General features: G+C 56.7%; 13 protein-coding genes. 8 read left to right on the top strand and 5 right to left on the bottom strand.

The genetic code is table 11. The features are described 5' to 3' along the window. Together gatA and gatC are read right to left on the bottom strand one after the other, a co-directional pair. Positions 1-1,443, bottom strand: a complete 1,443-nt coding sequence (gene gatA, locus BGP77_RS16115; protein WP_108165730.1) for an Asp-tRNA(Asn)/Glu-tRNA(Gln) amidotransferase subunit GatA — start codon at positions 1,441-1,443, stop codon at positions 1-3. Between the two features lie 14 nt (positions 1,444-1,457). Continuing rightward, a complete protein-coding gene (gene gatC, locus BGP77_RS16110; protein WP_108165729.1) occupies positions 1,458-1,745 on the bottom strand; it encodes an Asp-tRNA(Asn)/Glu-tRNA(Gln) amidotransferase subunit GatC in 288 nt (95 codons plus the stop codon). Positions 1,746-1,999: 254 nt separating this feature from the next. On the opposite strand from gatC, the gene BGP77_RS16105 reads away from it, so the two are divergent. Genes BGP77_RS16105 through BGP77_RS16075 form a run of 7 tightly spaced genes read left to right on the top strand, consistent with a single transcriptional unit; the run spans position 2,000 to position 11,335 of the window. After that, positions 2,000-3,034 carry a rod shape-determining protein gene (locus BGP77_RS16105; RefSeq protein WP_108165728.1) on the top strand — a complete coding sequence of 345 codons (1,035 nt, stop codon included), beginning with the start codon at positions 2,000-2,002 and terminating at the stop codon, positions 3,032-3,034. A 19-nt stretch (positions 3,035-3,053) separates the two neighbouring features. Beyond that, positions 3,054-3,890 carry a rod shape-determining protein MreC gene (gene mreC / locus BGP77_RS16100; RefSeq protein WP_108165727.1) on the top strand — a complete coding sequence of 279 codons (837 nt, stop codon included), beginning with the start codon at positions 3,054-3,056 and terminating at the stop codon, positions 3,888-3,890. Beyond that, on the top strand, positions 3,887-4,381 hold the full coding sequence (gene mreD, locus BGP77_RS16095; RefSeq protein WP_108165726.1) for a rod shape-determining protein MreD: 495 nt from the start codon (positions 3,887-3,889) through the stop codon (positions 4,379-4,381). Before mreC ends, mreD begins: the two co-directional genes overlap by 4 nt. A gap of 26 nt (positions 4,382-4,407) precedes the next feature. Continuing rightward, on the top strand, positions 4,408-5,010 hold the full coding sequence (locus BGP77_RS16090; protein WP_108165725.1) for a nucleoside triphosphate pyrophosphatase: 603 nt from the start codon (positions 4,408-4,410) through the stop codon (positions 5,008-5,010). A 52-nt stretch (positions 5,011-5,062) separates the two neighbouring features. Continuing rightward, positions 5,063-6,523, top strand: coding sequence for a ribonuclease G (gene rng / locus BGP77_RS16085; protein WP_108165724.1), 1,461 nt, complete (start codon positions 5,063-5,065; stop codon positions 6,521-6,523). Between the two features lie 33 nt (positions 6,524-6,556). After that, positions 6,557-10,480, top strand: a complete 3,924-nt coding sequence (locus BGP77_RS16080; protein ID WP_108165723.1) for a YhdP family protein — start codon at positions 6,557-6,559, stop codon at positions 10,478-10,480. A gap of 45 nt (positions 10,481-10,525) precedes the next feature. Continuing rightward, positions 10,526-11,335 (top strand): carbon-nitrogen hydrolase family protein, encoded by an 810-nt coding sequence (locus tag BGP77_RS16075; RefSeq protein WP_108165722.1) that lies wholly within the window; start codon positions 10,526-10,528, stop codon positions 11,333-11,335. Here the strand turns inward: BGP77_RS16075 and BGP77_RS16070 are convergent. Beyond that, positions 11,303-12,118 (bottom strand): NRDE family protein, encoded by an 816-nt coding sequence (locus tag BGP77_RS16070; protein ID WP_108165721.1) that lies wholly within the window; start codon positions 12,116-12,118, stop codon positions 11,303-11,305. The two genes, BGP77_RS16075 and BGP77_RS16070, sit on opposite strands and share 33 nt — an antisense overlap. A 110-nt stretch (positions 12,119-12,228) precedes the next feature. Beyond that, positions 12,229-13,032: a DUF1338 domain-containing protein gene (locus BGP77_RS16065; RefSeq protein WP_108165720.1), complete on the bottom strand. Its 804-nt coding sequence runs from the start codon at positions 13,030-13,032 to the stop codon at positions 12,229-12,231. Positions 13,033-13,184: 152 nt separating this feature from the next. On the opposite strand from BGP77_RS16065, the gene BGP77_RS16060 reads away from it, so the two are divergent. Then, a complete protein-coding gene (locus BGP77_RS16060) occupies positions 13,185-13,805 on the top strand; it encodes a LysE family translocator (protein ID WP_108165719.1) in 621 nt (206 codons plus the stop codon). Here BGP77_RS16060 and rarD read toward each other — a convergent pair whose 3' ends face one another. Further along, positions 13,806-14,732, bottom strand: coding sequence for an EamA family transporter RarD (rarD, locus tag BGP77_RS16055; protein ID WP_108165718.1), 927 nt, complete (start codon positions 14,730-14,732; stop codon positions 13,806-13,808). It lies immediately after the preceding gene. Positions 14,733-14,775: the final 43 nt, after the last annotated feature.

The following is a 14,775-nucleotide window of genomic DNA, read 5'->3' as shown; positions in this document are numbered from 1 at the left end:
TTAAGCCGGTGTTTTGGTGTGCCAGTCGGTTGCTTGCTGGAAGCGATGACCGATGTTCAACAAACGGCTTTCGTCAAAATAGTTGCCAATCAGTTGCAGACCCACCGGCAGGCCGTCGACCTGACCGCAGGGCAGGGCCAGACCGGGTAAGCCAGCGAGGTTGACCGAGAGGGTGTAGATGTCCTCCAGGTACATCGACACGGGGTCACCGGATTTCTCGCCCAGATTCCAGGCCGGAGACGGCGTGGTCGGGCCGAGGATGACATCGACATCCTCGAAGGCGCGCTGGTAGTCGTCTTTGATCAGGCGGCGCAGCTGCTGAGCCTTACGGTAATAGGCATCGTAATAGCCAGCTGACAGCGCATAGGTGCCGACCAGGATGCGGCGCTGAACTTCATCGCCAAAGCCTTCACTGCGGGTGCGCTTGTACATGTCTTCCAGATCAACCGGGTCGTCACAGCGATGGCCATAACGCACACCGTCATAACGCGACAGGTTGGTCGAGGCTTCCGCCGGGGCGATGATGTAGTAGGCCGGAATCGACAGTTCGGTGCGCGGCAGGGAAATTTCCTGAACCACCGCACCCTGGCTTTCTAACTCTTTGACCGCGGCCATAACCGCCGCGCGAATGCCGTCGTTCAGGCCATCACCAAAGTATTCTTTGGGCAGGCCGACGCGCAGACCGTTGAGCGGTTTGTCCAGATTGGCGCAGTAGTCCTCGACCGGTACATCCATGCTGGTGGTGTCTTTGGCATCGAAACCGGCCATGACGTTGAGCATCATGGCGGCGTCTTCAGCGGTGCGAGTCAAGGGGCCGCCACAGTCCAGTGACGAACCAAAGGCGATCATGCCCCAGCGCGAAACACGGCCGTAAGTGGGCTTTAAACCGGTCAGGTTGCAAAAAGCAGCAGGCTGACGAATGGAACCGCCGGTGTCGGTGCCGGTTGCGGCGGCGGCCAGACCCGCCGCAACCGCTGCGGCGGAACCGCCGGAGGAACCACCGGGAACCGTGTCGCGATTCCAGGGATTGCGAGTCGGGCCGTAGAACGAACTTTCGGTGGACGAACCCATGGCGAATTCATCCAGGTTGGCCTTGCCGAGGGTCACCGTGCCAGCCGTTTTGAAGCGCTCGGTGACGGTGGATTCGTAAGGCGCAATAAAGTTGTCGAGCATTTTAGAGCCGCACGAAGTGCGCACGCCTTCGGTACAAAAGATGTCTTTGTGTGCGATCGGCACACCGGACAATGCACCGGCTTCACCTTTGGCGCGAGCTTCATCAGCGGCGGCAGCACTGGCCAAAGCCGATTCTTCGGTGACGGTGATGTAAGCGTTGGTATCGGTGTCGGCGGCGATGCGATCCAGGAAATGGCGTGTCAATTCAACGCTGCTGAATTCACCGGCGGCGAGGCCGTCCGACAGTTGTTTCAGAGTTTTGTGTTCCATGGTCAATGTAGGGCTCACTCTATAACTTTCGGGACCAGATAGAGGCCGTCGGTGGTGCTTGGCGCTACGCCCTGATAGGCATCGCGCTGGTTGCTTTCGGTAATTTCATCGGCACGGACGCGGGCGGTGGCATCGAGGGGATTGGCCAGGGGTTCGACGCCGGAGGTGTCGACTTCCTGCATGCGATCCACCAATGTCAGGATGCTGTTCAGGCTCGCCAGAGTGGCTGGCATTTGATCGTCGCTGACTTTCAGGCGGGCCAGGTGGGCCACGATTTCAACCTCGTTACGATCAAGGCTCATGGGTGTCTCCTTAGGATGACATCGACTGGCTGGGTTGGAATGTCGTCGAAGTGACGCTGCGTGCACAAAAGGCACGCTAAATATTTGAAAGCGCGTAAGTTATCATATTTACAGCTTGCCCAACATCCCCGCCATTGATACATTGCGAGGCTGTTTAGTGGGGTTGATAGTGCTTTTTAATTAGCGCTGATTCGGCATGCCGGAACAGTCATTTTGACCCCCACCGCAGCCATCGGAACTGGAATTGTCAAATCATGTTTAAAAAGATTCGGGGAATGTTTTCGAGCGATCTGTCGATCGACTTGGGAACGGCGAACACCCTCATCTACGTACGCGATCGCGATATTGTCCTTAATGAACCTTCTGTTGTAGCCGTGCGCATGACCGGCAACCAGAAAACGGTTGCCGCTGTGGGCGAAGAAGCCAAGCGCATGCTGGGCCGTACGCCAGGTAGCATCCAGGCGATTCGTCCTTTGAAAGACGGCGTTATTGCCGACTTCCACGTCACCGAAAAAATGCTGCAGCACTTTATTTCCAAAGTGCATGAGAATTCCTGGTTTGCACCCAGCCCGCGCGTGTTGATCTGTGTGCCGTGTAAATCCACTCAGGTGGAACGTAAGGCGATTCGTGAATCCGCTTACGGTGCGGGTGCGCGTGAAGTTTTCCTGATCGAAGAGCCAATGGCCGCAGCCATCGGTGCCGGCCTGCCGGTTGAAGAAGCTCGTGGCTCCATGGTCGTGGACATCGGTGGTGGTACCACTGAGATCGCCGTTATTTCCTTGAACGGTGTGGTGTACGCCGAATCCGTTCGCGTCGGTGGTGACCGTTTTGATGAAGCCATCATCGCTTACATCCGTCGCAACTACGGCTCGCTGATCGGTGATTCCACGGCCGAGCGCATCAAGATTGAGATCGGTTGTGCCTACCCGGGTACTGAAATTCGCGAAATCGACGTTCGCGGTCGTAACCTGGCTGAAGGTATTCCGCGCAGCTTTACCCTCAATTCCAATGAGGTACTCGAAGCCCTGCAGGAAAGTCTGTCTGCTATTGTTTCAGCGGTGAAAGGTGCGCTGGAACAAACACCGCCGGAATTGGCGTCGGATATCGCCGAACGCGGTCTGGTCTTGACCGGTGGTGGTGCCATGCTGCGCGATCTGGATAAATTGCTCAGCGAAGAAACGGGCTTGCCGGTATTGATTTCCGACGACCCGCTGACCTGTGTCGCCCGTGGCGGTGGCCGGGCACTGGAGCTAATGGATGAGCGCATCTTCGATTTCACCTCTGACTGATCGTTTGTAGGAGGCTGTCATCAGCGCGCTCTTCACTGCCGGCCCCCAGCATGGTTATCGCCTGCTGGTGGCCGTTGTTTTTGCCATCACCTTAATGACGCTCGACGCTCGTTTTACTCAGCTCGATTACGTCCGCCAAGGTCTTTCCTATCTGGTTTCTCCCGTCCAGCAACTGATTCGTTTGCCGACCGATATGGTGCAATGGTCGAGTCAGACCTTTGCCGAGCGTGACGAACTGCTCGACGACAACCAGTCACTGCGCAGTCAGGTGTTGATCCTGCAACAAAAAGTGCAGCAACTGGCCGTGTTGCAGGCGGAAAACCAGCGTCTGCGTTCACTGCTGGGCGCAACCGAACGTTTTGAAGCGTCTTATCTGACCGCTGAGATGATCAGCATCGACCCCGACCCCTTTACTCACCAGGTGATCATTAACCGTGGCGCCCAGGATGGTGTGTATATGGGCCAGGCAGTGCTTGATGCGACCGGTCTGTTTGGGCAGGTGATTCAGGTGGATTCGTTGTCATCGCGGGTGTTACTGGTGGCCGATGCCAACCACGCCGTGCCGGTGCAGGTGAATCGCAATGGCATGCGTTCTATTTTGGTCGGCACTGGCGATCTGACCAGTCTGGAACTGGAATTCGTACCGGAAACGGCAGACATCCAGGTGGGTGATTTGCTGATGACCTCCGGTTTGGCCAGTCGGTTCCCGGAAGGTTATCCGGTTGCTGAAGTTCAGGCGGTGGAACACAACCCCGGTGAAGCGTTTGCTCAGATTCGTGCGCGTCCGCTGGCGGCGTTAGCGCGTAGCCGGAACCTTCTGCTGGTGTTTAAAGATGGCGAGGAGGTCAACCGATGAGACAACGTGCTAACCAGCCTCGGGCGCTCTGGGTTATTGCGGTTTCTTTCTTCGTAGCGTATTTGCTGGCCGCTGTGCCACTGCCGCATGTGATTGCTCTGGGTCGGCCAGACTGGGTCGGCCTGTTTCTGATTTTCTGGGTGCTGGCTGTACCCGAGCGCGTCGGCGTATTCATCGGCTTTTGTGTCGGAATACTGCAGGACGTGGTGATGGGGACTTATTTAGGCACCTTCGCACTGGCGTATTCGGCGCTGGCCTACGTGGTGTTGGTACTGCACCTTCGTTTACGCATGTACCCGTTGCTGCAGCAGGCGGTGGTGGTTTTTATGATCATCGCTCTCAGTCAGATTCTGGTGCAATGGTTTAAGAGTTTCTTTAACGCTGGTTTTGATGCCGGTATGCATTTGTTGCCGGCGGTCATCAGCGCCGTTTTTTGGCCCTGGATTTATATTTTGCTGCGTTCGGTTCAGGTGCAATTTCGCGTGCAATAGCATTCACGCACTGGCGAGAATCCTGTATGAAACTTTATTTGGCGTCGCAGTCACCAAGACGCAAACAATTGCTGGCCGATTTGGGTGTTGAGTTTGAAGTTTTGCCCATTGAGGTCGATGAAAGTACAACGGCATTAGAAAGTGCTGAAGAGTATGTTGCGCGTTTGGGCGAAGCCAAAGCGCGTGCCGGCCTTGATGTTTTGGCGGGCCGTGGTGAGTCGCAGGTGTTGACGCTGGGTTCTGATACCACCGTTGTGGCCGATCAGGATATTCTCGGTAAGCCGCGCGACTATGATGATTTTGCCGATATGATGGAGCGTCTGTCGGGTCGTTCGCATCGGGTATTTACGTCGGTGGCCGTGGCCTCACACGATTCGGTTGATCTGAAAGTGGTGGAGTCACGTGTGGTCTTTGCCGAGCTTGAACCTCAGGCGATACGCGCTTATTGGGACAGCGGTGAACCCCAGGACAAGGCCGGAGGGTATTCAGTTCAGGGGCTCGGCGCAGTTTTTATCAAACGTATTGAAGGCAGCTATTCTGCCATTGTCGGTCTGCCGCTGCGCGAGACGGCCCAATTGTTGACCAAGCGCGGTTTGCAGGTTTGGTCTGGAGCGCTGGAACGGGTCTGAGCGCGGTTGTGACGGCCACGGCTCGACGCCGACGCAACCAAAGGACACACACATGAATTCGGAAGTTCTGGTCAATGTGACCCCCATGGAAACCCGGGTGGCCGTGGTCGAAAACGGTGCCGTTCAGGAAGTCATGATTGAACGCGAACAGACCCGGGGCATTGTCGGTAACATCTATCGCGGCAAAGTCGTGCGGGTGCTGCCCGGCATGCAGGCGGCGTTTGTTGATATCAACCTGGAACGCGCGGCTTTTATTCACGCCTCCGATATCGATGCCAGTCGCGGTGATGGCGACGGTCAGAAATCCATTCAATCCTTGGTGCGCGAAGGCGAATCGATCACGGTTCAGGTGATTAAAGACCCCATTGGTACCAAAGGCGCCCGCCTAACCACTCAATTGTCAGTTCCTTCGCGCTATCTGGTTTATATGCCGGACAGTCATCATATTGGTGTGTCACAACGCATTGAAGGTGAAGACGAGCGTGAGCGTTTGCGCACGGCGGTGGCCAAAGCCAAAGAGGCCGAGGAAATTGAGCAGGGTGGTTATATTCTGCGCACGGCGGCAGAAGGCATCGGTGAAGCAGAAATTCAATCCGATCTGAATTATCTCAAACGGGTTTTCCGGGTGTTGAATGAGCGCATTGCGACCACACCGGGCCCGGCCATTATCTACGAAGACTTGCCGCTGTATTTAAAAGTGGCCCGCGATCTGGTGCGCGCTGATGTGGAAAAAATACGCATCGACTCGCGCGAAACCTTTACCAAGGTGATCGACTTTGTGCGCAAATATACGCCGGAAGTCGAGCCGGTGTTTGAATATTATCCGGGTGAACGTCCCATCTTTGAAATGTTCTCGGTTGAAGACGAAATCGCCCGAGCGTTGGGGCGCAAAGTAGAACTGAAATCCGGTGGCTATTTAATCATCGATCAGACCGAAGCCATGACCACGGTCGATGTAAACACTGGCGCTTTTGTCGGCCATCGCAATCTTGAAGAAACCATTTTTAAAACCAATCTGGAAGCGGTCACCGCCATTGTGCGTCAGCTTCGTTTGCGCAATTTGGGCGGCATTATCATCATCGATTTTATCGACATGGAAGACACCGAGCATCAGCGTCAGGTGTTGCGCATGTTGGAGAAAAATCTGGAGCGCGATCACGCCAAAAGCAAAGTCACCGGTGTATCAGAGTTGGGGTTGGTTGAAATGACCCGCAAGCGCACCCGTGAAAGTCTCGAGCATATGCTGACGGAAACCTGTCAGGTCTGTAGTGGTCGAGGTCGTCAGAAAACCGCCCAAACGGTGTGCTACGAAGTGTTCCGGGAAATTTTGCGTGAAGAACGCGCCTACAATAATGATCAGTATTTGGTGCTGGCCTCACAAGAAGTGGTTGATCGTTTGTTGGACGAAGAATCGTCGAACGTTGCCGACCTTGAAGAATTTATCGGCAAGCCGATTCGCTTTCAGGTAGAGCCCATGTATACCCAGGAACAGTTCGATGTCATTTTGCAGTAAGGCGCCGATCACCACAGGACTGAAACGCGCCCGATGATTCCGATTCGTTTTGGCCGGGCGCTGCTGTCCGCCTTGCTTAAGGTTTTTGCCTTTTGGGTATTGCTGGTGGCTGCCTATTTGGCGTTGGGTCGCCAGTTCTTTCCGGAAATTGAACATTACGACGAACAGCTCTCTGCCATCCTGTCGCAGAAGCTGGGCGTTGACGTGCGCATTGGTGCACTGGAAGGTCAGTGGCAGCGTTTTAATCCGGTATTGATCGCGCAAGACGTGGTGATCGGTGATCAGATTGAAGTCGATCGGCTGTTGTTGGAACCGGCGATCGTACAATCGCTGGTCACGCTTTCTCCGGTCTTTGGTCGCTTTGAACTGTCGGGTTTCAGCGCACATTTAGAGCAGCGCCCCAATGGCTGGCGTATGTTGGGATTGAGCAACCCGAGTGCCGACAGCGGCTCTAACCAGAGCGGCGAATCGAGCCGGGTGTCGGTGGAACGGCTGGCCAGCCTGATTCGCCAGCAGCGTCAAGTCAGCTTCACCGATCTGACGCTGACCATTCAACCTCAGGATTTGCCTCAAACCACCCTGGTCCTCAGTGAAGGTCGTCTGACCGGTTCCGGTGAAAGCAACTGGTTGCGTGCCGATGCCCATCTGGTACGAGACACCTTGGATGTTCCATTGGAGTTGCAGGCAGAAAGCGTCCGCAGCGACGGTGACTATCAGGTGGATCTGTATGCGCGGCACGGCGCTTTCGATTTCGCACCCTGGCTGAAAAGCCGCTTCCCCTGGCTGGCTGAACTGGATGTGGCGGGGGAGTACTGGCTGAGTCTGCGCCAGGATCGCTGGCAGGATTTGACCATGAGACTGCAGACCGATCAGATGCAGCTGCAAGGCAGTCAGGCGCACTTGAGTTTGAACAATGCCCAAACCGAACTGTATCTCAGCCGTGCCGATAACGGTTTTGATCTATGGGTGAACCAGCTGGAACAGCAATGGTCGCTGGACGACCAACCGCTGGATCACGCGAATGTGCCGGTCCAGGCGCGTTTGCAACAGCGCGATGGCCAATGGCAGGCGCAGTGGGATCGATTGCCGACACAGCCCCTGAGCGCCTGGATGGGGCTTCATAACGGTGGTGGTTTCTGGCGACAAGCCTTGCCTTATGGCGAATTACGCCAAGGTTGGCTGAGTGTCGATCGTGCCGATCCAGGCAGCGTGCAATTGTACGCCGAGGTCGCGGGTGCTGGCATGCAACCGGCGTCCGGTGCGCCCGGCTTGCAGGGTCTGAATGGCCAGTTGCAGGTTGCTCATCACCGTGCGTTATTGCGTTACGACGATCGCCAGCTCGATTTTAATTTACCCAACATCTACGACGATCCCTTTGTTTTTGACCGCCTAGCGGGCGAACTGAATGTCAGCTGGTGGCCTGGACTGGGGGTGCAATTGGCATCACGGCATCAAGCCTGGCTGGCTGCAGACGCTGAACAGCAACAGGCTGGCGTGTCAGATTTGCCCATGGCGGCGCGCTGGAAGCTGAACATTCCGCTGGGTAACCGCGAGCGCGAGCTGGGCTATCAGCTGGCCATCGAAGTGCCACAGGCGCCGTTGAGCTGGGTACAGCGACTGCGCCCGGATCACCAAATACCGGAAAACGCCCGGGATTGGATTGCCGGTGAAATTCTGGCCGGCGACTTCACCGATCTAACCTTTGCCCTGACGACCTCAAATCGACAGGGGCGTCTGGTGCAGACCGGCCTGAGTCTCGACGCCGATTTCAACGCCGCTCAGGTTCGGATCGCTCCAGACTGGCCGTTGCTGAATGAAGGCGAAGGTCGCCTGATGGTCGGGCTCGACCGGCTTGATGTGGACGCCCAGTCCGGTCGTATGGCCGGGTTGTCTCTCAATGAAGGGCAGTTGGGTTTCCCCTATCGTGAGCAACGACTGGCGTTGGAACTGGATGTTGGCGGTCCGGCAGCGGCCACGCTGGATTTGTTTCAAAAAGGCCCTTTGTCAGACCTGAGCGGTGGCAATTTAGTCGACTGGCGCGCCAGTGGTGACACTCAGGCCCAGGTTAAGTTGTCGATTCCACTGAACGGTGAGCCACTGCAAGGCAATGTCCAAGGCCAGCTGAATAACGGGCAGTTGACGTTGCCGGAGCAACAACTGGAGATCAAACAACTCAGTGGCGAACTGAACTACAACAGTGAACAGGGGCTGTACTCCAACCGCCTGAATGGTCAGGTGTTCAGCACACCCTACCGGGCAAGCTTGCGTACCATTCAGCAGGATCAAGCCGATGCCATTGAACTGACTGTTGCTGGTAACGCACCGTTGGCGGATTGGGGGCGCTGGCTGAACGATCCCTGGCTGTCGGCGCGACCTGAGCGTACGGCCGCTCGCGCCCGAATGCGGTTTGGCCGAGACATCGATATCGACATCCAGTCCGACCTGATCGGTGTGCCGCTGGCCTTGCCCGAGCCCTTGGGTAAAACCGCCAGTGAAACTGCGCCATTAACGGTTCGGCTGCATCGCGGTTCAGCGCAACCTGGGTGGCGGGTGAATCTGGATTACCGTGACGCCTTGGCAGCCGAACTTGAACTGAACGCTCAAAATGCTTTTGAACGCGGCACCGTGGCCATCAATCAGCCATTACGGATGCGTCCGGGTGAGCGTGGGTTGTTCATCGATGCGCAGGTGGACGAGGCCGATCCAGCGGCTTGGCAGCAAGCGTTGCAGGCGCAGGCTGAACGCTTTGATACGTCGTCGGACCGCCTCAGCACCGACGATACCACCGGGGCCAGCTGGGAGTGGCTGCGTGAAGTGAACTTGAACGGTCGGCGCTGGACCTATCTGGGGCAGCAATGGACGGATCCGAGCATTCAAATTCAGCGGGGTGAGGAAGGCTGGTTAATAACGCTGAGTGCGGTTGAAGTGGGCGGCCGTATTTCGCAACCCTTTAACCCGCAAGATCCGTTATTCATGGACCTCGACTTCCTGGCCCTGCCGTCGCGTGATGACGAGAGTGACGCCGGTGATGAGCCCAGCAACGTTCCCGAAGAGCCGGATTTCCCGGTTGATCCGCTGCAAGCCGCCCGCCCGGAAGACATTCCGCTGATGAACGTGCAAGTGGCTCAGCTGTCAGTCGGGGAGCGCGATCTGGGCAGTTGGCGCGTTGAAGTGGTCCCCGGCGATGACGATGTTCATTTCCGCAACATCCGCGCTGAAATACCGGGGGCGGAATTGAACGGCGGTTTGGTCTGGCGTTATTTGAATGATCGTCACCGTACCGAATTGACTGGTCAGGTTAGCATTGGCGATATCCAGACACTGCTGAACAGTTGGGGCTATGCCCCGGTGTTGGCCAGTAATGGCGGGAATTTCGAACTGAATCTGGGCTGGCAGGGTTCGCCTGCCTTTTTCGATTACAGTCGCTTGGAAGGACGCATTGGTCTGGAGTTGACCGATGGGGCCATTCTCGAACTGGACGAATATGAAGGGGTGAAGTTGGTCGGGTTGTTGAATTTCACCCGGGTCTTGCGCCGGTTGGCGTTTGATTTCTCCGACCTGATCAACGACGGCATTACCTACGACGTGATTCGAGGTGAACTGCTGTTTGATCGCGGTTTTGCCCGTGTTGGTGAACAGCTGATCATTGATGGGCCGGCCACCAAGTTCAGTTTCACCGGTGACGCCGACCTGTTACGCGATCAGATTGATGTCGACATGGTCATGACCGTACCCTTGTCGAGCACCTTCCCATTGGTGGCTTTGCTGGCTGGCGTCACACCTCAGGCCGCGGCGGCCATTTACGTGACGGAGCGGGTGTTCAACAACGAATTGGAGCGTCTGAGCTCCGCCCGGGTGCACGTAACGGGATCGCTGGATGAGCCTGAATTGCGGTTTTACCGGGTGTCCGATGGCAGTCAGGTACCGGCAGGTGCCTTACCGCAGACGGATGAATAATAAGCCACCCAAGCACGTCTGATCTGGCAGAGAACGGAGGTTGGCATGAAATGGTATTTGGCGCAGTTGATCAGTACTCAGGATACCTCGGCGAATGTGCAGGCGGTAGAACGGCACATGCGCGAAGCGGCCGACCAGGGCTGCCATGCGGTGCAGTTGCCAGAAATGTTCGCTCGTTTCGGTACCGCTAAAAATGCCGATATTGCCGAGGCCGAAGGCGATTTTACCGGACCGGTTGGCGAGCCATTACGCGCCTTGGCACAACGCTACGGTATTTGGATTGTGGCGGGCACGGTCCCGGTTCGCATCGCCGAAGAACCTCTGCCACGGGCGCGTCTGCATGTGCTTGATGGCAATGGCGAACTCCGCGCTTATTACGACAAAATTCATTTGTTCGACGCCACCGTTGGCGACGCCCAGGGGCGTTATCGTGAGTCCGATTATTACCAACCCGGCGAGCCGAAGGCGACAACCGTCGATACACCCTGGGGAACTTGGGGGTTGAGTGTTTGCTACGACCTGCGCTTTCCCGAGTTGTACCGTCGCTTGCGTGAGGCAGGCGCGCAGACACTGCTGGCACCGTCGGCCTTTACCTTTAAAACCGGTCAGGCGCATTGGGAATTATTGTGCCGCGCGCGGGCCGTGGAAAACGGCTGCTATCTGGTGGCGGCCAATCAAGGTGGGCAACACGACGCCAAGCGTCACACCTGGGGCCATTCGTTGATGGTCGACCCTTGGGGAGAGGTGACGCAACTGGGCGAAGGCGATGCGGGCTTGGTGGTCGACACGGACATCGAGCGACTGCAAACCGTGCGAGCCAATCTACCGAGCTGGGAAAACCGGCGTTTTTTCTGAATGAGCCGATGGCCGCTGAGTAAACTGACGTCGGTCGGTGACCTCACCCTCTTCATTCAACTGCCCTTCCTCAATGTCAAAACCGCCGTTGGCGTGGACTCTTATCCAAGTCCGGCAGCGCGTGCCGTAACGATCCCCGGTGATGGTTTGAGCTGAGAGCTGACGCTCAATATCGGTGGGTACGCCGGTGGATGGCAGCTGTGCATCGGCAACCGGTGAGCGGTCCGTCAGAACCGAAGCCCGAGCAAAGTCGGTTTCTAACACCGTCGTATCCGTTGCCATTTGCTGACGGGCGAGCAGGGTTTTCGGCCAGGGCGTATCCAACGCATCATTACTCAAAGCATGAATGCCTGGCTGCAACCACTGACCTTGTGGATGATCGGAACTGAACCAGAACAACCGCTGGGCGTTGCCGATAAGCAGGTTGAAGCCGCCATATACCGTTATCTCTGCTTGGATCTCGGTGTGAAAAGTTTCCACGCTGCCGCCAGCGGCGAGGTGACGGAGAAACCGCAGTGGCAGTTCCCCGCGGCTGCGTTCGGCGCGGCGGCCGATGTAGCCAGGGCGAATGTTGGTCAGCAGTGCAACATCGCCTCCTTCACCCATGGCCAACCAGGTGCCGCCGGCTTGTTGATCGCGACCGGCCAGGACGGCGGGCTGTTCGGTGGTCGCAGGCCACCAGTGCATGGGTTCCGTTGGGCGTTCGCGAAATTCATCGCGATTAGCGACCAACAGCAAAGGCACATCGGCCTCAGGCCGCCAGTTCAATACCATCAAGCACATGAGGGCTCCTTTGGCGCGGGGAGACGCTTGACGGAAGACGCAGAACGCTGAAAAAGCGCCGCACCCTCTCCGCTAGCGAGCGTCTACCGTATAGCGTCGAGCGCGCAGCCTTAGCTGCGCATATCGGTTGATTCAAAAATTTTGTCGGCGCTGGCCGCGACAAATCCCTGATACAGCTGGCCTTCGTCATTCAGATAGCGTTTAGCGAATTCGTAATAGCAGGTGGTCACGTCGTGTGTTTCGCCACCGGCAAACTCAAACGGTTGAATGCTGGCTTTGGTGGACCCTTGCTCCAGTAATACGTCGGGTGAGCCTTTAACACGACCACCGCTGGCATTGATGGAAAAGCCCAGGTCTTCCACCAAGGTGTTAATCGAGTCAATGCTGTCGATGTCGCGCAGGGCGTTAACGTCGATGGTGAAGTGGTTGCAACGCAGGCCGATCACACTCAGCCAGGCGGCGTATTCGCTCTCGCTGGCCAGTTGCTGGTAGTCGGCCCACGTCGGCACCGCCCACAGAGGCCCACGCCAGAAAATAGAGGCGTCGTTGACATCGCTCGGGTCAATCTGCTCGATCAGGCCGTCGATTAAACGCTGCGCTTCGGCCGACAATTCTTCCACGCGCAATTCACTGAGAAAGATGCGCGGCTGTTCCGGGTTGGGTGGAATGTAACCGTAAGCATCGAGTTTTTTCTCGGCAAAGTGGTATGGCTCGTAACGCTGATAACCCAGATCGAGAATAAAAGGTTCCAGTTTTTCCAGCGAGATAGGGCCGCGATTAAACGTCCGGAAGGCAACATGATCATTCTGGATGGTTTCACCACGATCACGCAGCGCCTGGGCGATGGTTTCGGCCTGAGGCGTCATGCGGATGTAGTCTTGCCAGAGGTGATCGAAAAAAGTGTCGATGTGCATAGCGGTCTCCACGCTTTTTATTTGTGCTGCAGTCTAGAGTCTGGTTCGGTTGCACGGTTAACAAGGCTAGGCCATTAATTTGTCACAGCGCGACCTTCCCTTGACGCCTTTGGCTGGTTAGGGTGCCTGCTGGATTTTTACAGGAGCTTGGCATGCCCAGTTGGTGGCCTTTTGTACTGGTGTATACCGCCGCTGTCATCAGCCCCGGTCCGGACTTTGCGCTGGTGGTTAAATCGGCCTTAACGCGGGGGCGTCGGGCCAGTACCTTGAACGCACTGGGTATCGGTTGCGGCGTGACCCTGCATACCCTGATTGCGGTGTTGGGTATCAGTGCGCTGGTGCAATCCTCAACCTGGCTAGCCATGACGCTGCCCTGGCTGGGCATCGCTTATCTGCTGTATCTCGGCTGGGGCGGATTGACGGCCATGCCGGCCGGTGAGACCGATCCGCAACTCGCCGCAACCACCGGTCAGGGCGATTTCTGGCGTGGCTTTTTAACCAATGTGCTTAACCCCAAAGCCTTGCTGTTTTTCTCGGCCATCCTGGTGCAATTGGTCAGTGGGTTGAACAGCTGGATGCAGATGGCCCTGGTGTTGTATGTGTTTGTGATAACCAGTGCCTGGTTTGCAGCGGTCGGTCTGGTGTTAGCGCGGCCGGCACTGCGCCAGCGGTTTTTGCGTCGCCGTCATTGGATCGATCGCACCGCTGGCGTTGTGTTTGTATTGCTGTCGTTGCTGTTTGTACTCGACTGGTGGCAACGCTGGATCAGCTGATCAACTCGGTTCTGTGACCAGCAATTCGGCTTCGTGTTTACGCTGGCGGCGAGAACGGCGCATCTGACGCAGGGAATCGATGGAAATAATCAGTAAAGCCAGCCAGATCAACCCGAAGGTAACCAGCTTGGCCGGGCTTAACGGTTCGCCGTAAATAAAGACGGCGGATAAAAACATGCCGCTCGGGGCGATGTATTGGAAGAAACCCAGCGCCGTCAGACTGATGCGGTTGGCGGCGGCGGCGAACAGCATCAGCGGCGTCATCGATACCGGGCCGGCACCGATCAGCAGCAGGTTCAGCCACAGGCTGTTGTTTAAGGGGTTGCTGGTCGGCGTCTGAACGATGAATAAGTACAGCAGTCCGATGGGCAGCAGCAGACCCGTTTCCAGTGCCATCCCGGTCAGGCTGTCGACGCCCAGTTTTTTGCGCACCAGACCATAGACCGCAAAACTGCCCGCCAGCGCCAGTGCAATCCACGGCAACTGACCAAACTGAATCACTTCAAACACCACGGCGGACACGCACAAAGCGGCCGCGAGTGTGCGCACTTTATCGAGCCGTTCGCCAAAGAAGATCATGCCCAGCAAAATGCTCATCAGTGGGTTGATGTAATAACCGAGGCTGGCGCTGAGCATAAAGTTGGCGTTCACCGCCCAGATAAAGAGACCCCAGTTAAAGCCAATCAGCGTCGTTGACGCCAGCAGCGCCCAGAGCGCTTTGCGATTTCGCAAAACGGTGAGCAAGGCCTCGCGACGGCGCAATAGAACAATGATGACCAGCGTAATCAGGAACGACCAGATAATGCGGTGGGCCAGAATTTCCACCGCGGGCACGTCACGGAGAATCTTCAGATACATAGGCGCAATGGCCCAGATGGTGTATGCGAGCAGGGCGTAGATAGCGCCGGTTTTTGTGCTGTTGTCCATGTGCTGTCCTGATGTTGATGGCTGGTACTTGGGGTGAAAATCG

Source organism: Saccharospirillum sp. MSK14-1 (genome assembly GCF_003054965.1).
GTDB lineage: Bacteria > Pseudomonadota > Gammaproteobacteria > Pseudomonadales > Natronospirillaceae > Saccharospirillum.
Note: the sequence above shows the minus strand (reverse complement) of the source record. Positions and strands in the feature narration are given on the sequence as shown.